Origin of the sequence: Alteromonas sp. B31-7, assembly GCF_015767655.1 — a bacterium.
GTDB lineage: Bacteria > Pseudomonadota > Gammaproteobacteria > Enterobacterales > Alteromonadaceae > Alteromonas > Alteromonas australica.
This window is the reverse complement of sequence record NZ_CP065233.1, coordinates 581,427-607,551: the sequence shown is the minus strand read 5'-3', so window position 1 is coordinate 607,551 and position 26,125 is coordinate 581,427. Positions and strand designations below refer to the sequence as shown.

At 40.2% G+C, this 26,125-nt stretch carries 28 protein-coding genes; 1 reads left to right on the top strand and 27 read right to left on the bottom strand.

What is annotated here, in order from left to right; all coding sequences use genetic code 11:
- Positions 1–23: 23 nt before the first annotated feature.
- From rfbC to IUA53_RS02585, 17 genes are all read right to left on the bottom strand, one after another.
- Positions 24–569 (bottom strand): dTDP-4-dehydrorhamnose 3,5-epimerase, encoded by a 546-nt coding sequence (rfbC, locus tag IUA53_RS02665; RefSeq protein ID WP_196898267.1) that lies wholly within the window; start codon positions 567–569, stop codon positions 24–26.
- Between the two features lie 67 nt (positions 570–636).
- A complete protein-coding gene (gene rfbA / locus IUA53_RS02660) occupies positions 637–1,518 on the bottom strand; it encodes a glucose-1-phosphate thymidylyltransferase RfbA (protein WP_196898265.1) in 882 nt (293 codons plus the stop codon).
- 8 nt (positions 1,519–1,526) lie between these two features.
- A complete protein-coding gene (locus tag IUA53_RS02655; RefSeq protein ID WP_196898263.1) occupies positions 1,527–2,918 on the bottom strand; it encodes a glycosyltransferase in 1,392 nt (463 codons plus the stop codon).
- Entirely contained in the window at positions 2,915–4,039 is a 1,125-nt protein-coding gene (locus IUA53_RS02650) for a hypothetical protein (protein WP_196898261.1), read from the bottom strand. Before IUA53_RS02650 ends, IUA53_RS02655 begins: the two co-directional genes overlap by 4 nt.
- Positions 4,040–4,042: 3 nt before the next feature.
- Positions 4,043–5,221 (bottom strand): glycosyltransferase 61 family protein, encoded by a 1,179-nt coding sequence (locus IUA53_RS02645; protein ID WP_196898259.1) that lies wholly within the window; start codon positions 5,219–5,221, stop codon positions 4,043–4,045.
- Positions 5,184–6,008, bottom strand: coding sequence for a sulfotransferase family 2 domain-containing protein (locus tag IUA53_RS02640; RefSeq protein WP_196898257.1), 825 nt, complete (start codon positions 6,006–6,008; stop codon positions 5,184–5,186). The genes IUA53_RS02645 and IUA53_RS02640 overlap by 38 nt, the downstream gene beginning before the upstream one ends.
- Complete coding sequence (locus IUA53_RS02635) at positions 6,005–7,126, bottom strand: glycosyltransferase (protein WP_196898255.1); 1,122 nt, start codon at positions 7,124–7,126, stop codon at positions 6,005–6,007. Before IUA53_RS02635 ends, IUA53_RS02640 begins: the two co-directional genes overlap by 4 nt.
- Before the next feature lie 4 nt (positions 7,127–7,130).
- On the bottom strand, positions 7,131–8,282 hold the full coding sequence (locus IUA53_RS02630) for a hypothetical protein (RefSeq protein WP_196898253.1): 1,152 nt from the start codon (positions 8,280–8,282) through the stop codon (positions 7,131–7,133).
- Positions 8,283–10,187: a glycosyltransferase gene (locus IUA53_RS02625; RefSeq protein ID WP_196898251.1), complete on the bottom strand. Its 1,905-nt coding sequence runs from the start codon at positions 10,185–10,187 to the stop codon at positions 8,283–8,285.
- A gap of 3 nt (positions 10,188–10,190) precedes the next feature.
- Positions 10,191–10,655 carry a hypothetical protein gene (locus IUA53_RS02620; protein ID WP_196898249.1) on the bottom strand — a complete coding sequence of 155 codons (465 nt, stop codon included), beginning with the start codon at positions 10,653–10,655 and terminating at the stop codon, positions 10,191–10,193.
- Positions 10,656–10,738: 83 nt separating this feature from the next.
- Positions 10,739–11,551, bottom strand: a complete 813-nt coding sequence (locus IUA53_RS02615) for a rhamnan synthesis F family protein (protein ID WP_196898247.1) — start codon at positions 11,549–11,551, stop codon at positions 10,739–10,741.
- A gap of 292 nt (positions 11,552–11,843) precedes the next feature.
- The gene (locus IUA53_RS02610) at positions 11,844–12,815 is read right to left on the bottom strand and encodes a sulfotransferase family 2 domain-containing protein (protein ID WP_196898245.1); all 972 of its coding nucleotides are present in this window, start codon (positions 12,813–12,815) and stop codon (positions 11,844–11,846) included.
- The gene (locus IUA53_RS02605) at positions 12,808–13,902 is read right to left on the bottom strand and encodes a glycosyltransferase family 4 protein (RefSeq protein ID WP_196898243.1); all 1,095 of its coding nucleotides are present in this window, start codon (positions 13,900–13,902) and stop codon (positions 12,808–12,810) included. Before IUA53_RS02605 ends, IUA53_RS02610 begins: the two co-directional genes overlap by 8 nt.
- 1 nt (position 13,903) lies before the next feature.
- Positions 13,904–14,764 (bottom strand): hypothetical protein, encoded by an 861-nt coding sequence (locus IUA53_RS02600; RefSeq protein ID WP_196898241.1) that lies wholly within the window; start codon positions 14,762–14,764, stop codon positions 13,904–13,906.
- Positions 14,764–15,735 (bottom strand): DUF4214 domain-containing protein, encoded by a 972-nt coding sequence (locus IUA53_RS02595; RefSeq protein ID WP_196898239.1) that lies wholly within the window; start codon positions 15,733–15,735, stop codon positions 14,764–14,766. The genes IUA53_RS02600 and IUA53_RS02595 overlap by 1 nt, the downstream gene beginning before the upstream one ends.
- 12 nt (positions 15,736–15,747) lie before the next feature.
- Positions 15,748–17,001 (bottom strand): hypothetical protein, encoded by a 1,254-nt coding sequence (locus IUA53_RS02590; RefSeq protein ID WP_196898238.1) that lies wholly within the window; start codon positions 16,999–17,001, stop codon positions 15,748–15,750.
- A 64-nt stretch (positions 17,002–17,065) separates the two neighbouring features.
- A complete protein-coding gene (locus IUA53_RS02585; RefSeq protein ID WP_196898236.1) occupies positions 17,066–18,469 on the bottom strand; it encodes a mannose-1-phosphate guanylyltransferase/mannose-6-phosphate isomerase in 1,404 nt (467 codons plus the stop codon).
- A gap of 218 nt (positions 18,470–18,687) precedes the next feature.
- On the opposite strand from IUA53_RS02585, the gene IUA53_RS02580 reads away from it, so the two are divergent.
- Entirely contained in the window at positions 18,688–19,422 is a 735-nt protein-coding gene (locus tag IUA53_RS02580) for an SHOCT domain-containing protein (protein WP_196898234.1), read from the top strand.
- Positions 19,423–19,506: 84 nt separating this feature from the next.
- Here the strand turns inward: IUA53_RS02580 and IUA53_RS02575 are convergent, their stop codons facing one another.
- From IUA53_RS02575 to rpmD, 10 genes are all read right to left on the bottom strand, one after another.
- Positions 19,507–20,847 carry a flagellin N-terminal helical domain-containing protein gene (locus IUA53_RS02575; RefSeq protein WP_196898232.1) on the bottom strand — a complete coding sequence of 447 codons (1,341 nt, stop codon included), beginning with the start codon at positions 20,845–20,847 and terminating at the stop codon, positions 19,507–19,509.
- 140 nt (positions 20,848–20,987) lie between these two features.
- A complete protein-coding gene (gene rplQ / locus IUA53_RS02570; RefSeq protein ID WP_044058203.1) occupies positions 20,988–21,389 on the bottom strand; it encodes a 50S ribosomal protein L17 in 402 nt (133 codons plus the stop codon).
- Positions 21,390–21,430: 41 nt separating this feature from the next.
- Positions 21,431–22,420 (bottom strand): DNA-directed RNA polymerase subunit alpha, encoded by a 990-nt coding sequence (locus IUA53_RS02565; protein WP_044058204.1) that lies wholly within the window; start codon positions 22,418–22,420, stop codon positions 21,431–21,433.
- Between the two features lie 19 nt (positions 22,421–22,439).
- Positions 22,440–23,060, bottom strand: a complete 621-nt coding sequence (gene rpsD / locus IUA53_RS02560; protein WP_012519214.1) for a 30S ribosomal protein S4 — start codon at positions 23,058–23,060, stop codon at positions 22,440–22,442.
- A gap of 24 nt (positions 23,061–23,084) precedes the next feature.
- A complete protein-coding gene (gene rpsK / locus IUA53_RS02555) occupies positions 23,085–23,477 on the bottom strand; it encodes a 30S ribosomal protein S11 (protein WP_013786215.1) in 393 nt (130 codons plus the stop codon).
- Between the two features lie 14 nt (positions 23,478–23,491).
- The gene (gene rpsM, locus IUA53_RS02550) at positions 23,492–23,848 is read right to left on the bottom strand and encodes a 30S ribosomal protein S13 (RefSeq protein WP_012519216.1); all 357 of its coding nucleotides are present in this window, start codon (positions 23,846–23,848) and stop codon (positions 23,492–23,494) included.
- Between the two features lie 175 nt (positions 23,849–24,023).
- Positions 24,024–24,140, bottom strand: a complete 117-nt coding sequence (gene rpmJ / locus IUA53_RS02545; protein WP_012519217.1) for a 50S ribosomal protein L36 — start codon at positions 24,138–24,140, stop codon at positions 24,024–24,026.
- Between the two features lie 38 nt (positions 24,141–24,178).
- Positions 24,179–25,498, bottom strand: coding sequence for a preprotein translocase subunit SecY (gene secY / locus IUA53_RS02540; RefSeq protein WP_044058205.1), 1,320 nt, complete (start codon positions 25,496–25,498; stop codon positions 24,179–24,181).
- Positions 25,499–25,503: 5 nt separating this feature from the next.
- Positions 25,504–25,938 carry a 50S ribosomal protein L15 gene (gene rplO, locus IUA53_RS02535; RefSeq protein ID WP_044058206.1) on the bottom strand — a complete coding sequence of 145 codons (435 nt, stop codon included), beginning with the start codon at positions 25,936–25,938 and terminating at the stop codon, positions 25,504–25,506.
- Positions 25,939–25,941: 3 nt separating this feature from the next.
- Positions 25,942–26,121 (bottom strand): 50S ribosomal protein L30, encoded by a 180-nt coding sequence (gene rpmD / locus IUA53_RS02530; protein ID WP_044058207.1) that lies wholly within the window; start codon positions 26,119–26,121, stop codon positions 25,942–25,944.
- Positions 26,122–26,125 lie beyond the last annotated feature (4 nt).

Here is a 26,125-nt window from a genome sequence, read left to right as displayed (position 1 = left end):
GTTATTCCTTTAATCCCTACTTATTAAAACGTTGGCGCGTCAACAAAGGCCAAACCCGCTTCGTCTTTGCCAGATAAAGAAGGCTTTTCACCCTTCACTAATGGCCAGTCGATATTCAAAGTAGGGTCATCATACTTTACAGATATCTCAGACTCAGGATGATAATAGTCGGTACACTTGTACACAAACTCAGCCGATTCGCTGGTAACGTAGAAACCATGAGCAAACCCCGCTGGTACCCAAAGTTGGCGCTTGTTTTCAGCAGACAAGGTAACCCCGACCCATGCTCCATAGGTAGATGAATCTTTACGCATATCTACAGCGACATCGTACACTTCACCGCTAACAACACGCACTAACTTACCTTGGGTTTGCTCCATCTGATAATGAAGGCCGCGGAGAATACCCTGGCTAGATTTCGAATGATTGTCTTGAACAAAGTCTACCTCTGCGCATTCTTTCTTGAACCAGTCGGTGCGAAAGGTTTCTAGAAAAAAACCTCGCTCGTCGCCGAACACTTTCGGTTCTATAATTTTTACGTCTGGGATGTCTGTTTTAATGACTTGCATGTACGTTCCATATATTCACATAAGTAAGAAGGTGGCTTCTGCCACCTTCTTACTTATCACTTTCTATTTAATTTTTCACTCTATCGCTGATTACTTTTAACAAATAATCGCCATACCCACTTTTCTTAAGGGGCGCTGCAAGCTTTTCAAGTTGTTGGGCATCAATATAGCCCATCCGATAGGCCACTTCTTCAGGGCAGCACACTTTCAAGCCTTGTCGCTTCTCAATGGCCGCGACGAAATTGGCTGCGTCTAACAAGGAGTCGAGTGTACCCGTATCTAACCAAGCAGAACCACGCCCCATTAACTCTACCTTCAAACTACCATCTTTCAGATATAGGTTGTTGAGATCGGTTATTTCAAGCTCACCACGATGAGACGGCCTTACTTCTTTTGCAAAGTCTACCACGCGATTATCGTAATAGTACAAACCAGTTACCGCGTAATTTGATTTCGGCACGACTGGCTTTTCTTCAATAGAAAGTGCCTTCCATTCGTCATCAAATTCTACTACTCCATAGCGTTCTGGGTCGTTCACGTGGTAACCGAATACCGTGGCGCCATGTTCTTGTTTATATGCGTTTTGGAGTGAAAGCTTTAAATCGTGCCCGTAATAAATATTATCACCTAGAACAAGAGAGCAACTGTCATTTCCAATGAACTGTTCACCAATAAGGAACGCTTGCGCCAAACCATCGGGTGACGGTTGAACCGCGTACTGAATGTTCATTCCTAATGCTGAGCCGTCGCCAATAAGGTCGATAAAACGTTGCTGTTCATCTGGGGTGGTTATAATCAGTACGTCACGGATACCCGACATCATTAAAGTGGTAAGCGGATAAAAAATCATCGGCTTATCATAAACCGGCATTAATTGTTTACTAACTACTTTCGTCAGCGGGTGCAGACGTGTGCCGGATCCGCCAGCTAGTATTATTCCTTTTCGCATTTTTCAACCTATATTTTTAAGTAACTTTGCAGTATTTGGTTTCGTTTTTCAGCTGTCACAGAAAAATTGTTTTGAAAATTAATATAATTTTCACTAACGATATTAGCTATCTCATTTGAGCCGCGATTTTCATAAACCCACCTGAGTTTTTGGGCAGCTGAACTTTCAAGTGGCTCAGCCCAATATTGGCCGCCCCCTTCAGGATAATCAGTGCTGTCGAGCTGTTTCACTCTATACTCTACCGCTAAAGGGTTAGTCTCAGCAATAATATCTGTGCTACCAGACCATCCAGTTGCAACTACTGGTATTTTTCTAGCTACCGCCTCGACAAGAGTTCTTCCAAAACCTTCGCTTCGATGAAGAGAAACATAACAATCGCAATTTTTCCAAAATTGCGTCATTTCACTCTCACTCATGCTTCCAACCTTAAGCAAGATTCTACTATCACTCTGCACTAATTTAATAAGGCTTTGCCAATCGCTACCACTCCCCTTAGAGGTAGACTTAATAACCAATCTAACTTGTTCATTAACCTGAAATGCTTTTAGAAAGGCTTTAGCAATTGCTTCTGGATTTTTTCGCTTCAGGTATGACTTTGCATCAAACATAAACAAAAACGTAAAAGGACGACTCTGTCGCTTTAGATCTTGGACACATACCTTATTAGGTATATGTGCAACAGGCGCAACATATTTGGTGTTAATTTTATTTTTAAAAGCGTCTTTATAGCTTTTTTCAACAAAACGCGATATGGCCCAAATCTCTTGAAAATGAGACAAAGTTTCACCCCACTTTTCTGGTACTTTTGGTAATTCCCAGGGGCTAGCCGCAATACAATAAGCAAATTGTGATAAGTCACCATCATAGCATTGAATCAACTTGCTCAACTCAATTACATTCATGCAAAAAATCGAGTGATCGTAAGGCAGGGAGTAGTCTTCATTGGAATGCATATAATCATTAGGAGCATCAGAAGAGTGACCAATGTTATAAACGCTAAATGGGATGTTTAATAACTCGAACACACTGATAAAACCTCTTAGGTCTTCACCTAGCCCTAATCGTCCACGACTATAACCAACTAGATTAAAGCCATGAGCTTTTTCAATTTTTACTGCTTGAGGCTTTTTATTTAGAATAGACTCTAATTGATCCAAATTATAGATTGAACGGCCCGTGATACTAAACCAAGAAAATATTTGTCTTTGCGTTTTAGGGCAACATGGATCACAGTTTCCAAAATGTTTCGTATATAGAAACACCATTAAATTGGTAACTTTCGTATTAATGACTGCTTGGACTTTAAAATCTGCAAACAGCAGTTCCCACAGAGTCTTCGGAATTCTATTAACCCTGCTAATAGTCCAAGGAAGATAGGCATTAAATTCTTTCAAACTCAATTTTTTACCTTCGTCGTTATCAAATGAAGTAACCTTCTAACTCGCCTATTCGCAGCTTTGGCGTAAAAACGAAATCGAACTAATAAAGAAAATCTTGAACCTAGCACATCTAACAATTCTGGGCGCTCAATGTTATCCAAATTCCTCCATTCATTCATATACAAAGTAAACAATGTAAGTTCGTCAACATCGGGAGCGGCCAAGAACTTGTCTGCTATCGCCGTAAAATCTTTCTCAGATAAAAATTGCTCTTTGTAGGGATAAGGCGACAAATCACAGCAAACTCTTATAAACTTTTCAGCATTATGTACCTTATAGTGCACAGAAAACTCTTCGATGAGCTTATTAAAGTGTGACTTTACTATTTCGAACAATTCGGGCTTCACTAACGAGTACTTTTCGCCACGCGCGCTCTCAGACTGCAAAAATGTGTCCAATTTTTTGTTGTAATCCGCTAGATTTAGTTGGTTAAACCACCTCTTAAACTCCAAATTCTCAATACTATAAGAGGGGTTAATTTGATTCGTTTTTCTTTCATCAGTTATCAGCGAGGAAACTGACTCATGAATTCCCAGGGCGTAACAAAAATCAGAGATTAAGCTCCCTCCTTCAAAACATTCTGCATGGTAAGGCCTAATCTGGTAATCATTGCTACCAAGCGCATCGCAAACTTTTTCGAGACGCTCTAAATTAAAAGCTTGAGGCTTCATCCTTATGGCAAATCGATGGGTTTGTCTGTGCCGCTTTATACCTTGATTGTAAGACGACTGCGTAAATTCGAGGGGATATCGTAAGTACGCGATCACTTCGATAGAGGGCAACTCAGTTATCAATGCTTCTATATGTTCAGAAAAAAACTCAGAAGATAAGAGTAAACGATCGCAGTGCCGGAGTTTAGCTTCGACTAATACACCTTGGATTTTTTTTCTATTAATAACAAGGCGTTCGCCTTCTCTATCGAAAATTTGTAATAGGTTACCTGAACTAATGCCATTCGGATCCACTTTGTGGTTAGGATAATATATTCCTAACTTTATCAGCACGTCTTGATGAAAAGACAACCAATTTTGGATTGCGGACGTACCCGTTTTTGATGGGCCTACATGAATAATGATTTGCATATATTATACGTGTCGAGTGGTTAAGTAAGTTTCCAAAAAGCTAGAAAACTTATCACTATTACGTATTTCATTTGACGCCAGATGTAAAAATTGGAGTACATCACTTTTCTCGAAGCTTGAAAATCTATCTTCGTTGAATTTTTCTTGAAGCTGCGAATAAAAGTTAGTCTCTTTTAATAGATTGAAGAAATCGGCACCGTTTGAAAATAAAGATACTGCACTAAAAAGCAGGTCGTCATCTCGCCTAAAGTCAGGCAAGCATTGCACGTCAAAAAAAGCGTAACTGCTGCGGCACTTCGCTTTTAATAATTTTTCAAATGCTTTGTGATGAGGGCGTCGCGCCAAAATTAAGTTGCAGCTATTTAGGTTACCTATCAAATCGAGAAGATGCATGCTACTACCTTCTTCCCATATAATTTTCTTGGCAGATAAAATAATAGATAACTGCTCTTTAAGAGAATATTCTTCTGGCCTAAACACGTTATAACCATCTTCTTCAAGAAGATCAATAAAGTAATCCGCACCGAGAACACGTCCGGCCGCCAAGAAGTTCTCCCTAGAAATCCACACTTTTTCATAGGCAAGCGAGTCGCTTTTTGGCACCTTTTTCTGAATCTTTTCTAAATGCTCTACATACCAGTCATGAGGAACTCCGTTTAGCACAGTTCCTTGTTCAGGCACGACAAGCTCCTCAAAGCAAACCAACTCCTTTGCTAAGAAAACACTGTCTTGCGAAATATTGAAAAGTGATAACACTTCCAAGATATAACTTGGAAGGTGTTCAACATTTTCAACATTTGGTTTACATGAAAATACAACACCATTAAATTCGGAACTATCATACTTCCACAAACGATGTATGCTTTCCGACAAGAAGTGACCAAAATGTTCAAAGAGGCCACCTGCATACAGCCATGTCCCTTTCTTTTTAGTGACGTCTTTCTCCAAATTTTGCTTTAAATACTCTTCTCTTAATGGAAAATTAATTAAAGGGCCTGACTGCCTGTTATGAAAAAAATGACTAGGCCTTTCTGTCGAATTAGTATGAACGCCATGAATGAACTTCTGCTCTCCACAACCAAAGTCAGTTCCCAATGTTTGAGGAATGACATAGGCATTTGAGCATGTTGTTACAATCGGCATTTTAATCTTCTTTTTTTGAAAGAAGCGTTTCATAATCATTAAGCTTTTTCTTTATCAATGAGCCTTCAGGTCGCGCATTGTAAGCAATAGACATTAGCTTCTGCGCCAGCGAAATATCGCTATTTTCGCTTTGGATTGCTAAATCTCTCAAAAAATCAATTTCATGTTGCGCAAGCGAATAGTCTGACTCTGAGCTCGACTCAAATTCAAAACTAAAATTTTTAATGTCGCTAGAAAAGCGGTTAGCTACTCTTTGTTTGCTCTCTTCCGTTCTGTAATAAAAGCTGTAGTGATGATGCTTTGTTGAGTTTGAGCGAGGCGCTGACTTGTAGGGTAAATGATATTTGCCACTAATATATGCGAGCATCTCGTTCAAGTTTTCCACTTTGAAGACATCATCAACTAATAAGTCATCGCCGTCATATAAGAAGTCACTGCAGCCTAACTCATCCATCCACTGTGACTTTGCATAAGCTTCAAAATCCAAACTCCTTACTTTATCCCCTTTTCCACCTTTGCCCCATCCAGTTTTATGAAACCAAAAGTAAGTTGAAACAATTTTGTCCCATGGATTGCGAATAGTGGCAAATTTGTAATAAGAATCCCAGACGTCATCGCCAACAAAACGTCTAATTTCTGATGCCGTTGAGTGTTTATAAATTCCGTGCTTCGCTAAATAGTCTTCAGATAGCTTTTCTGTTTCAGGTGAGCCGCCTAGCACCAAGTCATCTTCACCTAAGAATGGCAAGAGTGCTCGAGTAACACTGGTTCCACCACACTTATTAATATGTACAAAAATAAACTTATATTTGTGACTGACTATCATTCAACATTACCAAATAGTTTTTTAAAAGTAGCTATCTGTTGAACATTATACGTTTGAAAAACATTTACTGAATCTACGGCCAGTTGCTCTTTCGCGGTGTTGTCGAAAGTGCGTAAAGCGCTAACCAATAATTCAACAGATTCAAATTTTTGGAAGTCGCTAGTAGTACTAATTCCTACCATCGCATCTTTTGTGGCTATCAGAGGCTTACCATAGGAAAGTGCCTCTAGTGACTTGATTTTTAAACCTGTTCCGCCAATCATCGGATTTATTACAACGTCTATAGTTCGGTAAAAGTCATCTAACTCATCAACTAAGCCCATTAATTTAAAGTTAGGAACTTTTGACTTTAAAGCACCGCAAATTGTTCCCGCAATATTAAATTCGAACTTCTCTAATAAGGTGGGCGATTGTGAAACAAAATCATGTAACGCCAGAATCGACGTAACATTAAACGGATTGCCAGAGCCTATGTAACCGATGTCTATTTTCATTGACGTTTTATGTGATTCTTCTACGAGAACCACAGGAGGAACAAGGTAACCAACAGTCGAAACTGGCTTTTCAATTAGACTTTCAAAATGCTTAGCTTCTTCACTCTGTATAGCCAATACAAGATCGGCTCGTTCCAGTCCTAGCGCTTCTAATGCCTTTGTAGTATAAAACCAAACAGGCTCTAACCCAGCTTCAGCAGCAACAATATGGCGGTCTCCAAATACATCATGGGTATCAATTATTTTATATGTGGACTCTGGAACGACGTCTAAAACCTTTGAGAACCAGACATAGTTGACAAGGCAGATATCAAATTTATAACGGCGGCACAAACCTTCAACTAATTCAGAAACTTTTTCATCATACCAGTCATCGATATCAAAGTACTCTTCAAAAGACGGTTCTGCAGCAGGTCCCTCAGGTTTTACAAAGTGGAAAGTGTCCCAATCTCTTTCCATTTCCATTCGCTGAGTCTCGTTCAATCCCTCCATACCAAAGTAAACGAAATGAATCCTATATCCTAACAATTTAAACATTTGGTTCAGGCGATAAATTCGAGCGCTATTACCTTGAAACTGCGGGTGTGATGGAATTGGAGAAACGATCAATATATCTTTATTCATGCTCTCACCCTTCGACCCACTCAATAAACAAACCGTTTAACGAAAAGCCCAGCAACTTGTCTTCAATAGGAGTCATTTCATCAGGTGTTATTACTAACTCGAAAGTTCTACCATTTGAAGGAACATAATATTCGAATGAAACAGTTTGACCCTCGCTGATTGTTTCAAAGACGGTCAAATTACCATCGAAAAAGCACTTTATTTTTTTGCTACTAATATCATTAGGAAAAAAGCCTATCTGTAGGTTTATCTTATAGTGGCCTCTTGCCATCAAAGGAATAAATAGCCGGCTTGATGAGCTTGGGCCTAGCCAACGCCAGTATTGCTCACCGTCTGTTTCTAGTGGATAAAAGTTGAACGCCATAAGCTTATTTATATGGTACCAACGTCTATTATTTTTCAAATAGTCTAGTGTTAGGCGCCCAACGGCAGAATCAATGGATACAAGAGGCGAGTAATGTTTTTGGACAACTCTATTTGTGGAAACTACTTGGTTCGATATCACTGACTTTGCACCAGCATAAGTTTTAACCTGCTCAGCCCAGTCTGATGATGGAAATGCGTAAATAATTTGACCTTCTTCATGCTCGGATATTTCGCAGAGTAGGTCACTTAAAAAGACATAGTTGTTCCTATCTCCCCACGCTATCATATCCTGCGTAACAGATTTACACCTTCCTGAAATAAGTGGTCTTTTCTGATTTATAATGCTCGTATTCTGTAGAAATAGCCCTTCATCAACATAAGTCAATGACACCCAACTCAAGTGTGTATATCTGCAACAAACTTCCGAAAATGTACGTTCACGAATAATTCGTTTGCTCTCTGCAAGCCCTGTGTAACCAGCCTGAACTTGAGGCACTATACGATGGTCTCGACTCTCTTGACCTATAAAAGTAAGGTCAATATCGAGTTCATTGTACAGCTTCGCTAATTCAACGCCGTGTGCTTTCAATAATTCAAAAGAAGGAACTAACGTACAACTTAACCCTGAAGCTTCGAACATGTTCACCAAAATACTTTGAGGCTGAGCTTCTATTAAAGCATGTAACTTCGCCGGCATTGATTCCAATATAGCTGCAGTAACTATAATATCTCGGTAAATGCCATGCCGTTTTGACATCAACTCTAAAACTGTGGAGGAATGGTTCTGCATTTAGACTTCCTGCTGTTTAATTTCTGGCAGTAGCGCAAGGGTACTGCTAGATGCACCGTACCCTTGCGGCGCCTTATTTACCATTCGAGAGCATTTTGTTGTAACAAAGGTCCATTCTTCCGTATCCAACAAAGGGAATCGATTGTGGATATCCAATGTTCTTTGCCCTGCATATTTGTCTTCCACAATGAAGCCTGCGGCTTCAATGTATTGCTCGAGATCACTGCGCCGTAAATCGACGGTAGATGAAGTGAGCCCATCAATTATGAAAGACAAGATCACCACAGCTCCCATAGAACACCGTACGTTTACCGCAGACAGATAGGCAATAGGGTCGTTTTCCAACGCTCGTAGCGGTGAAATATTAACAATAAGACTAGCTTGAGCTGTTGCTGGCTTCATAATTTCGAAAGGATCAATGTGTAAAATACTGCGCTCGTCATATTTGAACAGCCGTGATAAAAGAATAACATCGTTACAAGACTCACTAATACACAAAACGTTACCCTTTATACCAATTGGAATGACGTTTTCAGACCACCATGTAACACCACTTATTTGCGCAATGAGTATAGAAAATTCAGAGCTATCCATCAAAGCGTCTACTTCTGTATGAAACGCAGTGTTAGAATAATAACTATATATCTTACTTCTAAGACACTCGCTTTCACTATTCTGCGTATGTGTATTTTTCTGGCGTTCACACTCTTTAACCACTTCGCCATAAGCTTTGGTAGTTACATTTATCTCTTGTGTTTGCTGAACCCATCTTTTTGCGGAAATTCCGATATTAGCTCGCTGCTGTTTGTCTACTATCAGCATGCTTAGCGCTTTTGTGAGACTGGTTTGAAAGCCTTCATCATAAGTTAATTTCAGCGCACTCTCATTAGGTATCTCTCCAAATGGACCGATATCAACAACAACACACGCTAAGCCTAACCCCATCGCTCTACTTAATGTACCTGATGTCTCCCCACCGCTTGGGTAACGTAAATTTACGATGAAATCCGAAGCACACAAATACTTAAAAAAGTTATCTTCCTCTAAAAATCCGGTAACAATAACGTCGTCTTGCAACCCACAGTCAGCGATATCCTGATAAACATCATATTCGTGAGGTTTACACTGCCCAGCTAGGACGTAAACAAACATTAGCCCCTGCTCTTTGAGTTCTTTTAAACTCATGAGCACCGCCTTTATTTGTTTCGCCCTTGCGATAAAGCCCATAGAAGTGATTACAACCTTATTCCCCGGAAGGCCTAACTGCCCACGATAGGTCATCTTATGCTTTAAGCTATACTTTCGAGTTTTGGGTGACAGGTGGTGAGGAATAATCGAAACCTTCTGGTGCCCTATCGCCTTTATTTTGTCTGCTGAGTATTTTGAGTGAACTATAATATGACGTGCAGCATCAATGATGCTCGAATTCATCATAAGCTCGTGCGGCATAAAGCCGCCTTTCCATCCATACTTAGAAAGTTGCTCACCTAAAACTTTTCCCGCAGAGCCGTACTGATTGAACAGTGCCCTTGTATATGAAGCTTTGTCACCAATAGAGAGATTTGTTAAGTCAATAAGGTAATGAAGATTCAAATCATGAAACATAACAATACCTGGTGTCGACAACAGTATTTCAAGCATATACTGTGTATCGCGATTATTCCCTACGTGATAAAGATGCGGATATTTTGCATACTCAGATCTACGCCACATATACTGCTCGATATACAAAACTGAAACATTGTTAGGTATATCTACAGGTTGAGGAGAGTTGTTTTCTATAACCACCATCACATCAAAATTTCGGACGAGATACGGTAGCTGCTCAGCGAGGTAATCTGCTATTCCATTAGGTTTTGGGGGTAACGGACAAAATATAACTAACTTCTGTAATGGGGACGACATAGGCTATTTATCTAGCTGTGATTTTAAGTAGTTAAACTCGCGTTGGAAACGTTCATTTTGAATGGCAAGAAGCGCATCCATACGTTTTTCCACTTCCGAGGCAAAGTCACCCAGAACCTCGGTAAATGCGCTTTGTAAACTAAGAGGGGCGGAAGTAATGCGCTTGCCATTTATATACAAGTGAACTTCTCTTGCTTGCGCTGAGAAAGGAAGCATTTCAAGGTTTAGCATAAAACCGTGACAACCATTTCCAATTCCAGCTTCTAGCAGATCTTCTCTCAAGGTCGCGGCTTTAGTAGAAGCTAATACCTTTTCACCCTCGCGTACTTCTACATGGCAAGGAGTAGAAGGTGCCACATCATTGAGGGCCCAACCCGAAATCTGGCTAACGGAGACAGTATCTAAGTGATAACTTATACGACCACGCCCCAGTATTCTTTTGATCAATCGCTTAAATTTTGTTTTCATTATCATCCAATGATCAGTTTTTTATCAAACCAACAATGCTACCTCAAAATGTTGAAGTATGCATTACAGGTAAAATAGTTTTTCTAAACGATAGTGGTATTAATGAACTTCTGTAATTCAACGTTATTTATTCGCCAACCTAGCCTAAACGGATAAGGCCAAATTTGCCCCTTAAAATAGGAAAGCTCTGGAAACGACATACAATTAATACCGAACCCTTTATCAAGAACACGTTGGCTAATACCTATTTCCCCATTTTCAATCAGGGCTTGCTTCTCCTTGTAGTCTGCTCCTTCAAAGAGTAGTGAGTTGCCGAACGCTTTTTTTAGTACACTCATATTACTATACAAAAACCAACTTTGAACATGTTCTTTATGGCATCCGATCTCTTTTCCATTTTCAATGAGCGGAAACATATTTAATGTTGTTCCAGTTAGTCCAATATTTTCTTTACTGTGATGCAATTTACGAAAAGCATTTAGCCAGTAGTCGGTAAACGGGCCACTCACCGAGCTATTCATGAAAGCAATATCACCTTCATAATTACTCTCTAGCGCTTTTCTATAACCAAAATCATATGCTCCAATATCCCGAGCCACGTTTTCTCTAAAGAAAATCTCAACATTAAGGCCTGTACGTTTGACTAAGTCATGATACTTAGTACGTAGCTTGGGGTCACACCCCACTGCAGCATTTATCACCATCGTGATGCTAACGTTGTTACTACCCTTTAACTGACTCATGTTTTCGAGGAAAGGTCCAAGGCCACACGGCACTTTTCTACCGTTGAAGTCTTTTTCTCGATGGAGGTCATATTTTTCCCAGTCGACTAAAACTAATTTCCACCTGCGAGTGTGGAATAAAATATCCTTAGACCTAATTACGTCTTTTATCACTTGCAACGCCTTTACTGCTTGAATATATTTATTTTTTAACTTTCACTAATATTAAATAGTTAAGCGTTTTATTTAAATTAAAATTTACTCGGTTTGGCTAACTCACTCCGAAAAAGAACAACCTCCTATCATAGTTATTTTATCTAATATTCATAGAGTTAGGCTTTCCAAACTCAAATATTATAACGGTAACTCAGTACGATCCCCCAATTTTAATCACAAAAAATAATGTACGCTACGCAAGTGAAATATTGTTCAGAGTGCAAAATTTGTGAAACACACTAATTCGTAATCAGCTAGCTCTATTATTTTTAAAGAGGTTTAATATCTTAAATAAAACAAGATCATATTCTACTAAAGGACGCAACTTTTCTTTCGTATCTGCATTAAAGCATACCTTTTCTATTAGCTCCATATTACTGTCCGTTTTAGACTTATTAAGAGTGTCTTGCAAATGCGGTAAATCACTTGGGTTACCGTTGATTGAGGAGATAAATTCATTTAACTCTGATTCTAAATTCTCATTTAGAATAAAAACATTGACATTTTTCAGGTTAAATAGCGCTTCTGTTAACTCTTTTAATTGTATATTAGCTAACTCTCCCTTAGTGCTTTTTTCCCACCTTTGTTTAGGTAAGCCTGTACTACTAAGAAATGACCTTACATAACAATTATTAAAATAACCGTTATTAAAAACTTTTTCATTGAAAAAAAACTCTTCAGGAGTAGTGCGTTTTGCAATAAGGGGGAGATCAAGTGATTTACGCACACAATAACTTTCACTATGCGCTCTAAAATAATTGTAGATAGACTCCAAACGACTCATCGGCTCTCTAAAACAACTTAAAATTGTAGTAGGCGGTGAGGCTAAACCTAATGCCTTCAGAGAATTGAAATCAAAATGTCCGCTATGTATTTTATATTTCCTTATTTGATTAAGAGATTGTTGTTCTAACAAATTAAACTTCTCGAAATTTATCTTACTCCCTAAAAATGCAGACTCTAAATACTTGTCAATAGAGGTGCCAGCACATTTTGGTATATGCAAAAATACAATTGGATTATTTACGTTTGGAATAGAATTTTCAATTTGAGATGAAATTTCAACGAACTTCAATTTAAACTCGTTAGATGAAAGGAGTCTTTTCCGTAAATTTTCAATTGAATCAATATGTTCCTTAATCTCTGTATATACTTCATCAGATTCAGGAGATCGCCCCAAAATCGAGCGATACAACATATTGATTTCTGAATCTTCAATCATTTACCAAGCTCTCAATTGCTGCTTTTAGCTTTTCATAAAAAATTTCCCAAGAATAATAAGCAGCGTGCTCTTTGAGCAAAGCCTCAGGAAACTTAGAAAGTGATTCATTTAATTTTTCCCCGAAACTTTCTAAAGAGTAAGGGTCAAAATAAGTTACAAAGTCCGCTCCTACCTCAGGAATACTAGATGAAGCAGTTGTTAGAACGTTAGTTCCCACCGCCATTGCTTCTATCACAGGCAAACCGAATCCCTCAAAGATAGAGGGGTAAATAACTAATGCAGCCTGAGACAACAGGGCAAACTTACTCCTCTCATCGATAAAACCCGTAGATTTTATATTTCCAGATTTTTTATATTTTAATAGTCCCAGTCGTTCTAATTCCAAGTCAAACTCTAATAACCAGCCAATTCTGCCTGTAAAGACTACATCATAATCATCGAAAAATTGATTGTTTTGACTTAAATACTCTAAGACTACTGAAACGTTCTTCCGTGGCTCCAATGTTCCCAGAATCATCACGAAAGGTTTTTCCTGTAATCGAGTTGCACTATTAGCGTGTGCAATCGCCGTCATTTGATCAACACCCAAAGGAATTGCAATTGTTCGGCCGTTCACTTCGGGTTTGAAGTACTGAATGAGCTCTTTCTCAGTAGACTCTGAGACACATACTAAGAGGTCAGAGGACTCAACCTCTGACAAAAAGTTCCTGTGGTAATACTCTTTAGTATCATCCGAATGATACTTAGGATGCGTGAGCGGGCTAAGATCATGAACTATAAGTACTTCATGCTCGAAGTAATCTCTATACGCTTTTCTGTTTGTAAAAAGACCAACCGTAGGCCCAGATGAATTCGCAGGTTCAATGGGTTCGAGGAACCTATTTTCAACTAGATACCTTAGATTAATGCCAGTTCGAGATTTCAGAATACCTTTAACGATATTCTTTGGTATCCTGGAGGATTCATAAAAAAACTCTGAAACAATCGTGTCATCCGTTAGCATTTTTTCTGCTATTCTAGCTGTAACTTCAGGAATCCCGGTGAAGCTACCCTCCTGTAAGGGACTAATCTCTAAACATAGTCTCATATTATAGCCTTATAAAACCTGAGTCATAATCTGGAAGCTCTGCAGGATTACTGACTTTACTTTCCAATGAACTATTGTCTTGCTTTGTATAAACTAATGATTCAAATTTAGTAGAATCGTATTCTCCGATTGAAAGATCAAGAGAATCACAAATATCCTTGATTTTACTACCTGTATCTCTCGGATCGATATGAAAGTCTTCGTAAGACAATATCTCATAGGATACTTTACTTTTTACTAAGCTATTAACCACACCAGAGTAATATGAAATTAAGTTATCTCTATACAAGTTATATTCATCTACATCGAAGTTTACTTTGAGTGAAGAGGTATCAATGTTCTGTGGAATTGAAGTCAATTGTAACTTTTTAAATGATAGATATGTATCGATTGTATTTCGTATCATGACAATAGATTTAATCTCAAAATCACTACCCAATAATTTGTTGATGCTATCCATTGATAAATGTTCAGGGAAAACTTTACAAGTAAATACAGGTTTTGACGACATTTTTTCAAGAAGTCGAATTCCGTTGCCTGGAAAATTTTGAAAGAAAGTAACCATATACTTATTTATTCTTTCATTCGAATCGACAATGCTATACCCCTCTGACGAAAAGATATCATTAAATATCAAAGGAAAATAATGTGCTAAATATTCGAATGAAACACGTCTAAAAAGTTGATCTTTGTCTGAATCTTCACACATCGGAAATAGGTTTTGTTTATGAAACATTTCACCATAAACATCAATATCACGAAACCTCTTAAGGTTAGATAGAAAAAAGTTGCTGCCACATCTCTGAGTTCCGAAACAAACTAAAAACTGTGATTTTCCTCGTTTATTTTCACCTAAAAACATTATAATAACTCTACTTTTATCGGTTTGTAAAAATATTCGCGCTTCGAAATAAGATAAGTAATTACCTCACCAATCTCCAAGGTAGCTAACTCTTCAGTTTCTGTCTCAGAAAGTTTGCGTCCCAACAAAACCATAGATATTTTGTTTATATCTACATTGCTATCACTCAACAACAAAGACACCGTTTCGTCTTCAGGCATTTCTTGAATGTAAATATCGACATTAAACTCTGATATAATCTTATTTATTAGCCCAATTCGACTGGATAATCCACTACTAAGGAGCCAGTGATAATATGTAAATCCTTCGAAATCTGGTTCTTTAAAAAGTAGATTCCTATATAAGAACCATATGAAATTGTGAAAATCTAAATTCTTTAACTCAGAGTAACTATATTTTCCCTTTCTATCATAATGCCTATTAAGATCGAACTCGCGCTCTATAAGGTTTTCATTAGTATCAAAAAAAGTGTGAAGTCGGTCGAATATAGTTATCCCCCTTGATTCAAATTCTTTTGAACTTAAAAGAGAGCTTCTTACAACATTTAGGAATTCTTCTGTAGAATGAAAGCCCTTTGAACTTTCAAGATAAGAGTTCAATCCAGGTTCATCCGAAGATCTATTTAAAATATCTCGATAAAGTAAGTCAATCATTCGATCTAACGGAATGTATTCAGCATGACGAAGATAGTTTGACTCCAGTTCTTTAGTTTCCATCGTTGTAAGTAAACTTGAGTCAAAAGAGCTATCTTCAAAAATAAATGACCAACCTGTTTCTAAGCAAATAACAGCGTTACTGTCTTCTAAAAGATCACGGGAGAATGAAACTTCATAGGTTTTATCGTCAATCTTTTCAGCTAATTTGACGAATTTTGTTTTTAGTCCAAAAACCAATCCAAACGCGTAATTGTAATTATCATCAGATTCATACTCGACTTTCAAGTGCAAGTCGGTCTTACTGCAAACAAACATAATTTAATTCCTTTATAAGCTCGAAAGGCTTGAATCAATATCAATTGCGATTTTATCGACGTCATATCTTTCGTGAACAGTTTCAACAGCAGACGATGATTTTTTAGAACGCTGTTCTGTAGACAACTTAATGGAATGTTGAAGCGCAAAAAAAATATCTGATGCTCGAGCTTGTTCAATAAAATGTTCGTGCGAGGTCATATTGCCTGCTAGGCCACGTATCAAAGACTTCCGCCTCCTAACGTTAATCAATACTGAGTTATCTCCATTAATATAATCTTTCATTGCTGTACCTGCGGTCGTTACTGGGATACATCCATGTATCATCGATTCAAGTAATGGAAGATTCTGTCCCTCACTAATAGACGCACATAAATAAAAAGTGCTTACGTTGTAGAGTGCTGACATCTGAGTTTCATCTAAATAGTCGAAAAAGAATAATATAGATTTACTCTTGACCGAAAAATAATCAGGATACACTGGAAGTATATTATCTATAACGAAATCTTCGTGATTAAAACTAGACGAGGAAATTACAAACTTTATCATAAGAACTGCGTTTGAGTTCTCCTTTGAAAAAGCTTCGAAGCCAGCAATTAAATTTATTAAATTTTTTCTTTTGTCATGTGGATTGAGTATTGTTAAATAAAGGGAATTTTTTTCTATAGCATTGAGTATCTTATCATTCTCTGCAAAGAAAGTAGAATTCAATGAAATTGGCAGCTTATAAGTTCTATAATCAAACCAAGTATTCAATTTTAGTTCACTCACAACAATTTTAGATAGTTGCGTTATATTTTTTTCGCTTTCACGATTTAATTTTGGAGCTTCAATTGGAGCGGGAATCAACACAACATTATCAAGTCCACATTTTTCAAGAATAGTTTTGGTGTAATTCGACGTTGCCCAAATTTGGTCAGCTAAAGTTAGCATTCTTTTCATATTATCAAATGGGTTTAAAGCGTAAAGATCTTCATCTGAAATGACATCGAACTCCCACGCGAAAGCTATTACGTTTTTCATACCCTTTACTAGACGGAATTCGGATGATGAACTAAATGCTACGTGTATTTCGGTATTATCTGGCACAATCGAAAATGATTGATTACTATTAAAGAAACATGGATCTTGAATAAAGGTAATTTTAAAATTTATTGCTATAGACCTAAGCATTTTCTGTCGAGCAAATGCATAACTATAATTAGAAGAGCCTAGCTTTTTGTCTATCTTTGAGAATGATTCTCCTGAGACTAATAACTGTTTCATAATCTAATAATTCCTGAAACCAGAGGCTGGATTAATCTCAGCCTCTTAATTTATGGTGAGTGAGTTATCTAACTCTACCGTATCTATCAGAAAAACGAACAATATCGTCTTCACCTAGATAGGCACCCGATTGCACTTCAATAAGTTCTAGTGGAATCTTGCCAGGGTTTTCTAGCGCGTGAACCGCACCAATGGGAATGTATACCGATTCGTTTTCGGTAACTAACTGTGTTTCTTCATCGATTGTTACGTTGGCACTGCCCGATACCACAATCCAATGCTCTGCGCGGTGGTGATGCATTTGAACCGAAAGCTTTTCACCTGGTTTAACGGTAATGCGTTTCACTTGGAAGCGAGCGCCGCTGTCGATGGAGTCGTAACTTCCCCAAGGTCGGAATACTTCACGGTGAAATTCAAACTCAGGGCGATGTTCAGCTTTAAGTTTATTTACCACTTTCTTAATGCTTTGTGCGTCGTCTTTGTGCGCTACCATTACGGCGTCTTTGGTTTCAACCACGATAACGTCTTCTAAACCAATAACAGACACTAAGCGCTGTTCTGCGTTTACATAACTGTTCTTGGTATTTTCTAGGATGGTATCGCCTACACAAACGTTGCCGTTTTCATCTTTTGGTGATGTTTCCCATAACGATGTCCAACTACCTACATCGCTCCATTGTGCGTCAAGGGGCACCATGGCGGCGCTGTCTGTTTTCTCCATAACAGCGTAATCAATAGAATCGTCTGGGCAGGTAGCGAATATATCATGATCGACGCGAATAAAATCTAAATCAGGGGTTTCTGTATCGATGGCGCGCTTACACACATCTAGCATTTCTGGGTTGTATTTTTCTAGTTCTTCTAGGTAACGGCTAGCTTTAAACATAAACATGCCGCTATTCCAGTAATAGCTGCCCGATTCAACATAGTCTTTCGCGGTTTGTAGCGCCGGTTTTTCAACAAACTCAGCAACTTCAAACCCACTTTCTAAACTTCTACCCGCTTTAATATAACCATAACCCGTGTGGGGTTGGTCTGGCACTATACCGAAGGTTACTAACTTACCTTGTTTCGCCAATACTTCTGCTTTTTGTATAGCAGCATGAAAGGCAGGTTCATCTTTAATAAGGTGATCGGCCGCTAATACTAAAAGAATAGGGTCTTCACCGTTGATGGTGGCGTGCAAGGCAGCTAACGCAATGGCTGGTGCTGTGTTACGACCTACTGGCTCTAACAGTATTCCGCCGTGGTGTATGTCTTTTTGTCTTAGTTGCTCTGCCACTAAAAAGCGGTGGGCGTCGTTGCAAATAAAGATGGGGCTAGCAGCCTCGGTACCTTTTAACCGTGTAATGGTATCTTGCAGCATGGTGCTGTCAGATGTGAGCGATAAAAATTGCTTGGGAAGTGCGGCCCGTGATTTTGGCCAAAGGCGGCTTCCAGTGCCGCCAGCAAGTACTACTGGTTTCATAATATTCCTTAATTTTTCGTCTTCTCTTTGTGGAAGATATTTACATACCCTTTGGTCAAGTATATTAAGAACCTTAGCTGAATGAAACCGCTTAATTGGGGTTTTATCATGGTTTACAGGCTTTTTTGTCTATTTACATGCACTGAACACTATTTGAGCAAATCAAAAATTTAGTATAACGTTGAAGTTGAAGGATTATTAATTAGGTACCTTACACGATGTTTATATATAAAAAGCTTGCCTTGCTGGTATTAACTGGCGTTTTAATGTCATTAGGTGGCTGTGCCACCTTAAATTATCCCTCCCCCATGTTAGAAACCGAAACCTTTGAAAAGCTAATTAGCATTAAGCCTGTTGCGCCGAAGGAAAAAATATATCGCCAGTACGTTCGAAATGGATTTTACTTTCAATTTGAACGCATGGACGAAAACAATGTGATTTATGGCTGGTATACCTGCACCGATTGCAATTGGACTCGTTCTAAAATGTTGGCCGTTTACGATGGTAGTTATTTGTATGTTACCTACGGGCATCATGAGGAGTTCTTTCTAGAGGCACCTGAAAACATTCGTCATCACCCCAACTTTTCACATTGGTCTTGGAGTGCAATTAATAAATACCAAATTGAGGGCCGTAACCTCATTTTACTCGGCCAAATTCGTAAATGTGAATACATGAGCCCCATGATAAGAGAGTGGAGCAATAGTGTATGGAGTTACGATGGGGAAATAGATTGTACCTATCAAGAAAATGGCCGGTATAAAAGTATATTTGTCGCGACTATAGATGAAACACTCACTGGTAGTAGAAGCTCTATCGTGGGGGCTGAAAACGATGCATTAGATGGCGATATCACTGACAAACTATCGAAGCTTAAAGATTTGTACGAACGCGGATTAATTACGCAAGAAGAATACGAGCAAAAAAGAAAGGAAATATTGAGCAACCTTTAACGTATCAGCTTTAACATTGAGTTCTTCAGCTAACGTAAAAAAGGCATTCTATTGAATGCCTTTGTTTTAGGTGCATTACGCTAACTATTGCGCCGACGCGTTCAACAGTTCCAACACCTGCCCGTCATTTTGTTTAGACTGCGCGAGTAACGATACGCTTGCTTGTTCCACAATTTGGCTCTGGGTTAACCTTGCTGTTTCTTGCGCATAATCAGTATCCGTTATTCTGCTACTCGCAGCGGATACATTTTCGTTCATTATGGCGTTTTGTTTGTAGGCTGAATACATCTGATTAATTTTAGCGCCATAGTAGGCCCGAGATTCCCCGATATCCTTAAGCGCGGAATCGATTCTTTCTAACGCTTCTTCTGCCGACGTTTGCGTTTCTAGCGACGTTGTTTCGATACCTAATGTCGTCATGGTTGCAGGCGTTTTATCTAGGCTAATATACTCGGTACCTACACCGAGTTGATTACTGTCGGTAATGTTCACGCCACCCAGGCTAAAGGGGTTACTGCCCTGCGTACCTATGGAATCCCAGCCTACCGTAATATTGAAGTATCCATTGCCCACAACGGAAATGATTAGTGGTTCGCTAGTTTCATCTATGGTTAGCGACTCAAGGTAAGTACCAGGGTGTCCATCGCCTGAAAAGGTAAACGTAGCGCCGTTATGGGTACTCACGCCAGAGGTAGATAGATTACTGTCATCGTACGTTGCGCTCGGCTGATAACCATTAGTTTCAAGGAAAAATGAATCTTCAATGTCATTGGCATTGTTAATGTCATTCACTCCCCAAGCACCATCGCTTAGGGGGGTGCCTATTATGTGTTCACCGTTGGTTTTAAATACTTGTATGTCATCGTCTGCGCCAAAGGAATCTAAATTGATACTTATACCTTTCGACCCTGCAGGAATATAAGCAATGGAACGTAACCCGCTTTCCATCGAGGTAGTTTGCCCGGCGGTAAACACATCATCCAAAGAGGATACATAGCTTGAGAGCAAGTCATTATCGTCGACAAGGGGTAGTCGATTGAAAACTTCGGTGTTAAACGCAATGGCGTTTACAGCGTTCTTAAGTTGGTTAAATTCTTTATTCAGTGCTGCCCTGTCAGAATCGCTGTTAATACCATTTTGCGCTTGCACGGCAAGTACACGCATGCGTTGCAGTAATGCGGCAGATTCTTGCAGCCCTGTGTCTGCGGTTTGGGCGTAACTGATACCATCGTTAAGGTTGCGGTTAATTTGGCTATGGGCTGAACGTGATGAAGCTAAGCGCGTCGCTATTTGTAGCCCTGCACTGTCGTCGGCAGCACGATTAATGCGGCTTCCAGAGCTAAGCTTCTCTAGTGACGCGTTAAGCTGGCTGTTTTTAAATGTGTTAGCGATAGCTGCTGTATTTAAGTTTGAGAGTGAAAACATACCTGTTTAATTTACATGCTCGTCCTAATTCTACATGTATCTAGCAAGTACCGTGCACAAACTGAACAAAGGGTGGGAAACGTCAGAAACAAAAAAGGGACAGAGTTTTCACTCTGCCCCTTTTTCAATGTGAGTATTAATTACTCTTCAGTTGCTTCTACTGCTTCTTCTTCAGCTTCTACAACTGGACGGTCAACTAGCTCAACATATGCCATTGGGGCATTGTCGCCAGAACGGAAACCGCATTTTAAAATGCGAGTGTAACCGCCTGGGCGAGCTTCGTAACGAGGACCAAGCTCGTTGAATAGTTTACCTACAACCTCTTTATCACCAGTGCGGGCGAAAGCTAGACGGCGATTTGCAACGCTGTCTTCTTTAGCCATAGTGATTAGAGGCTCAATTACGCGACGTAATTCTTTCGCTTTTGGTAACGTAGTTTTGATCACTTCGTGCTTGACCAAAGAGCCAGCCATGTTTTTGAACATAGCTTGACGATGGCTGCTGTTGCGATTCAACTGACGACCACTCTTACGATGGCGCATAGTTTTATCCTTCTCTACAAATCAGTTTGATAAAAACCTGATTAATCTTTTTCAGCGATGCTCTCAGGCGGCCAGTTTTCTAGGCGCATACCTAGAGACAAACCACGAGATGCTAGAACATCTTTGATTTCAGTTAGCGATTTCTTACCAAGGTTAGGCGTTTTAAGTAGCTCAACCTCAGTGCGCTGTACCAGGTCACCAATGTACTGGATAGCTTCTGCTTTCAAACAGTTTGCAGAACGTACTGTCAGTTCAAGGTCATCTACTGGACGAAGCAGAATCGGATCGAATTCTGGCTTCTCTTCTTTCGCTTCTGGCTCTGACACATCTCGTAAATCTACGAATGCATCTAGCTGTTCAGCTAGGATAGTAGCAGAACGGCGGATCGCTTCTTCAGGATCTAAAGTACCGTTCGTCTCCATGTCGATGATCAATTTGTCAAGGTCTGTGCGTTGTTCAACACGAGCAGACTCAACACTGTATGCAATACGTTCAACTGGGCTGTATGAAGCGTCTACTAACAAACGACCAATTGGACGATCATCTTCTTCAGAGGAGCGACGGGTAGAAGCTGGTACATAACCGCGACCCATTTCTACTTTAACGCGCATGCTGATTTCAGCTTCGCCAGTTAAAGTACAAATAACGTGGTCAGGGTTAACAATTTCTACGTCGCCATCATGCTGAATATCACCAGCAACAACAGGGCCAGCGCCAGATTTCACTAGAGTTAGGGTTGCCTCAGTTTTACCTTCAAGGCGAACCGCTAAACCTTTCAGATTAAGCAAGATTTCAATCACATCTTCTTGCACACCTTCTTTGGTGCTGTACTCGTGAAGAACGCCATCAATTTCTACCTCGGTTACTGCGCATCCTGGCATGGATGACAATAAAATACGACGTAGGGCGTTACCTAGAGTATGGCCAAAGCCGCGCTCTAGTGGTTCCAAAGTTACTTTGGCACGAGTAGGAGAAACGTTTTCGATCTCAACTAATCTCGGTTTTAGGAATTCAGTCACAGAACCCACAATGCTTCCTCTTTAGTTAGCTTTACTTAGAGTAAAGTTCGACGATCAACTGTTCGTTAATTTCAGCAGACAGGTCAGTTCTTTCTGGAACGCGCTTGAAAGTGCCTTCCATTTTGCTGCTGTCTACTTCAATCCAGGTTGGCTTCTCACGTTGGTCAGCCAGTTCCAAAGCAGCAACGATACGCGCTTGCTTTTTAGCTTTTTCACGAACAGAAACCACGTCTTCGGCAGAAACGTTAAACGATGGAATGTTCACAACTTGACCATTTACCATGATCGCCTTGTGGCTAACTAGCTGACGTGCTTCAGCACGAGTGCTAGCGAATCCCATACGATAAACTACGTTATCAAGACGCTGTTCTAAAAGTTGTAACAAGTTTTCACCTGTGTTGCCTTTTAGACGTGCAGCTTCTTTGTAGTAGTTACGGAATTGCTTTTCAAGTACGCCATACATACGACGAACTTTTTGTTTTTCACGCAACTGAACACCGTAGTCAGACAAACGGCCACGACGGGCACCATGTTGACCAGGCGCAGTATCGATTTTACATTTAGAATCGATTGCGCGAACGCCGCTTTTAAGGAACAAATCAGTTCCTTCGCGACGGCTAAGTTTGAGTTTTGGACCCAAATATCTTGCCATGATCTTTCTCCAACTGTCCGTCGATTAAACGCGACGTTTTTTCGGTGGACGACAACCGTTGTGAGGAATAGGGGTCACATCGGTAATGTTTGTGATCTTATAACCTGTAGCGTTAAGAGCACGGATCGCAGACTCACGGCCTGGACCTGGACCTTTAACGAACACTTCAAGGTTCTTAAGACCGTATTCTTGTGCAGCTACACCTGCACGCTCAGCAGCAACCTGTGCAGCAAATGGGGTAGATTTACGTGAACCACGGAAACCTGAACCACCAGATGTCGCCCATGCTAATGCATTGCCTTGACGGTCTGTGATAGTCACAATTGTGTTGTTGAAAGACGCATGGATATGAGCCATACCGTCTGCAACCTGACGTTTTGCGCGCTTACGCGTGCTACGAGCTGGTGCTTTTGCCATAACTTACTCCCCGCTTACTTCTTAATTGGCTTACGAGGACCTTTACGGGTACGCGCATTAGTTTTAGTGCGCTGACCACGTAGAGGCAAGCTACGACGGTGGCGAATACCACGGAAGCAACCCAGGTCCATCAAACGTTTGATGCTCATAGAGACTTCACGACGTAAGTCACCTTCAACGGTGAACTTAGCCACTTCGTCACGAAGCTTATCAATAGTCGCTTCGTCTAGCTCTTTGATTTTTGTATTTTCTGCAACACCAGCACCCGCACAAATGCTTTTCGCACGTGTGGGACCAACGCCGTAGATCGCTTGGATAGCGATTACAGCATGCTTGTGCTCAGGAATGTTAATGCCAGCGATACGGGCCATTAACAGCACTCCTCTTGTTTATTTGTCGACGACCTAAAAAGCCCGATAGGATACTTACCCGTCGACTAAATTGCAAATTTTGGTGCAAAATACTTATAAACAAAACTAGCAGAACCTGATAAGTATGATTCAGGTTCTGCTTACTTAGCTTTGCAAATATTCTGTACCGCTTAGATTAGCCCTGACGCTGCTTGTGCTTAGGGTCAGAACTGCAAATTACACGCACAACACCGTTGCGCTTGATAACTTTACAGTTACGGCAAATCTTTTTTACTGATGCACGAACTTTCATTACATCGTTCCCCTTTCTTTCAAAATTAAGGGGCTAACTTATCGGCCGTAGCCTTTAAGGTTAGCTTTCTTCAGCACAGACTCATATTGACTCGACATCAAATGTGTCTGTACTTGTGCCATAAAGTCCATGATAACCACTACGATAATGAGAAGCGACGTACCACCGAAGTAGAACGGCACATTCCAAGCAATTAGCATGAATTCAGGCACTAAACAAATAAAGGTTATGTACAGTGCGCCCGCCAGCGTTAAGCGAGTCATTACCTTATCGATATAACGTGATGTTTGCTCACCCGGACGAATACCCGGAATAAACGCACCAGACTTTTTCAAGTTATCTGCAGTATCACGCGGGTTGAAAACCAACGCCGTGTAGAAGAAGCAGAAGAAGATGATAGCTGCTGCATATAACATCACGTACAGCGGTTGACCAGGCGATAGCATTAATGCTACGTCTTGTAACCACGCTGTCGATTCATTTTGCCCAAACCATCCTGCGATAGTCCCTGGGAACAAAATGATGCTGGAAGCAAAGATAGGCGGTATAACACCAGCCATGTTGACCTTCAGCGGTAAATGCGTGCTTTGCGCGGCGAAAACCTGACGGCCTTGCTGACGCTTCGCGTAGTTTACCACAATTCTGCGTTGTCCGCGCTCTACAAATACCACAAGGTATGTAAGCGCGATAACAATCACAGCAATCAACAACAAGAACAACAGATTAATGTCGCCTTGTCTTGCTTGTTCCGCTGTCTGACCTATCGCTGTTGGTAGACCGGCAACAATACCAGCAAAAATCAATATAGAGATACCGTTACCAATACCTCGTTCAGTAATTTGCTCACCTAACCACATAAGGAACATCGTTCCTGTGACTAAGCTCACTACTGCCGTAAAGTAGAATCCGAAGCCAGGGTTTATCACCAATCCATTAATCAGGTTGGGCAGACCAGTCGAAATACCAATTGACTGGAAGATAGCCAATACCAACGTCAAGTAACGTGTGTACTGGCTGATCTTACGACGACCTGCCTCGCCTTCTTTTTTAAGCTCCATCATCGGTGGATGAACCACCGAGAGCAACTGCATAATAATGGACGCAGTAATGTATGGCATAATGCCCAAAGCCAGAACGGATGCACGCTCAAGCGCACCACCAGAGAACATGTTAAACATTTCTACAATGGTGCCTTTTTGTTGCTCGAACAAGTCAGCAAGTACCGCTGGATCGATGCCAGGGATAGGAACATAAGAACCTAGTCTGAATACAACAATCGCACCAAGTACGAACAACAATCTTGCCTTAAGCTCACTCAAGCCGCTTTTAGCGCCTGAATCCAATCCTGGTTTAGCCATCTAGCTTATTCCTCTACTTTACCGCCAGCAGCTTCAATCGCTTCTTTAGCGCCTTTAGTAACCTTCAACCCGCTTACTGTAACAGCGCGTGATACTTCACCGCTCTTGATAACTTTAACAAACTGAATCTCTTTTTTGATAAGACCCGCTGCTTTTAAAGTTTCAAGAGATGCTGTATCACCCTCTACCTTAGCGATTTCTGCAAGTGTCACTTCGTCAGTAACAAAGCTCTTGCGTGAAGTGAAACCGAATTTAGGAAGACGACGCTGAATAGGCATCTGACCACCTTCGAATCCTGGCTTAACGCGGCCACCTGAACGGCTTTTTTGACCTTTGTGACCTACGCCACTCGTTTTACCAAGACCTGAGCCGATACCACGACCAGTACGCTTACCAGTTGGTTTTGAACCTTCGGCTGGAGAAATTGTATTTAAACGCATGTCTTACTCCTCCACTATCTCAACCATGTAATTTACACGGTTGATCATGCCACGTACGGCTGGGGTATCTTCCAGTTCACGAACATGGTTGATTTTACGAAGGCCTAGGCCTTTAAGCGTAGCTTTGTGCTTTGGCAAGCGGCCAATCGCACTTTTAGTTTGCTTTACTTTAATCGTTGCCATGTTT

Bases quoted from the DNA above. Each gene is read 5' to 3' on its own strand.
- rfbC (WP_196898267.1), bottom strand. From the start codon at position 569: ATGCAAGTCATTAAAACAGACATCCCAGACGTAAAAATTATAGAACCG.
- rfbA (WP_196898265.1), bottom strand. From the start codon at position 1,518: ATGCGAAAAGGAATAATACTAGCTGGCGGATCCGGCACACGTCTGCAC.
- IUA53_RS02650 (WP_196898261.1), bottom strand. From the start codon at position 4,039: ATGCAAATCATTATTCATGTAGGCCCATCAAAAACGGGTACGTCCGCA.
- IUA53_RS02645 (WP_196898259.1), bottom strand. From the start codon at position 5,221: ATGATTATGAAACGCTTCTTTCAAAAAAAGAAGATTAAAATGCCGATT.
- IUA53_RS02640 (WP_196898257.1), bottom strand. From the start codon at position 6,008: ATGATAGTCAGTCACAAATATAAGTTTATTTTTGTACATATTAATAAG.
- IUA53_RS02635 (WP_196898255.1), bottom strand. From the start codon at position 7,126: ATGAATAAAGATATATTGATCGTTTCTCCAATTCCATCACACCCGCAG.
- IUA53_RS02630 (WP_196898253.1), bottom strand. From the start codon at position 8,282: ATGCAGAACCATTCCTCCACAGTTTTAGAGTTGATGTCAAAACGGCAT.
- IUA53_RS02625 (WP_196898251.1), bottom strand. From the start codon at position 10,187: ATGTCGTCCCCATTACAGAAGTTAGTTATATTTTGTCCGTTACCCCCA.
- IUA53_RS02620 (WP_196898249.1), bottom strand. From the start codon at position 10,655: ATGAAAACAAAATTTAAGCGATTGATCAAAAGAATACTGGGGCGTGGT.
- IUA53_RS02610 (WP_196898245.1), bottom strand. From the start codon at position 12,815: ATGATTGAAGATTCAGAAATCAATATGTTGTATCGCTCGATTTTGGGG.
- IUA53_RS02605 (WP_196898243.1), bottom strand. From the start codon at position 13,902: ATGAGACTATGTTTAGAGATTAGTCCCTTACAGGAGGGTAGCTTCACC.
- IUA53_RS02600 (WP_196898241.1), bottom strand. From the start codon at position 14,764: ATGTTTTTAGGTGAAAATAAACGAGGAAAATCACAGTTTTTAGTTTGT.
- IUA53_RS02595 (WP_196898239.1), bottom strand. From the start codon at position 15,735: ATGTTTGTTTGCAGTAAGACCGACTTGCACTTGAAAGTCGAGTATGAA.
- IUA53_RS02590 (WP_196898238.1), bottom strand. From the start codon at position 17,001: ATGAAACAGTTATTAGTCTCAGGAGAATCATTCTCAAAGATAGACAAA.
- IUA53_RS02585 (WP_196898236.1), bottom strand. From the start codon at position 18,469: ATGAAACCAGTAGTACTTGCTGGCGGCACTGGAAGCCGCCTTTGGCCA.
- IUA53_RS02580 (WP_196898234.1), top strand. From the start codon at position 18,688: ATGTTTATATATAAAAAGCTTGCCTTGCTGGTATTAACTGGCGTTTTA.
- IUA53_RS02575 (WP_196898232.1), bottom strand. From the start codon at position 20,847: ATGTTTTCACTCTCAAACTTAAATACAGCAGCTATCGCTAACACATTT.
- rplQ (WP_044058203.1), bottom strand. From the start codon at position 21,389: ATGCGCCATCGTAAGAGTGGTCGTCAGTTGAATCGCAACAGCAGCCAT.
- rpsD (WP_012519214.1), bottom strand. From the start codon at position 23,060: ATGGCAAGATATTTGGGTCCAAAACTCAAACTTAGCCGTCGCGAAGGA.
- rpsK (WP_013786215.1), bottom strand. From the start codon at position 23,477: ATGGCAAAAGCACCAGCTCGTAGCACGCGTAAGCGCGCAAAACGTCAG.
- rpsM (WP_012519216.1), bottom strand. From the start codon at position 23,848: ATGGCCCGTATCGCTGGCATTAACATTCCTGAGCACAAGCATGCTGTA.
- rpmJ (WP_012519217.1), bottom strand. From the start codon at position 24,140: ATGAAAGTTCGTGCATCAGTAAAAAAGATTTGCCGTAACTGTAAAGTT.
- secY (WP_044058205.1), bottom strand. From the start codon at position 25,498: ATGGCTAAACCAGGATTGGATTCAGGCGCTAAAAGCGGCTTGAGTGAG.
- rplO (WP_044058206.1), bottom strand. From the start codon at position 25,938: ATGCGTTTAAATACAATTTCTCCAGCCGAAGGTTCAAAACCAACTGGT.
- rpmD (WP_044058207.1), bottom strand. From the start codon at position 26,121: ATGGCAACGATTAAAGTAAAGCAAACTAAAAGTGCGATTGGCCGCTTG.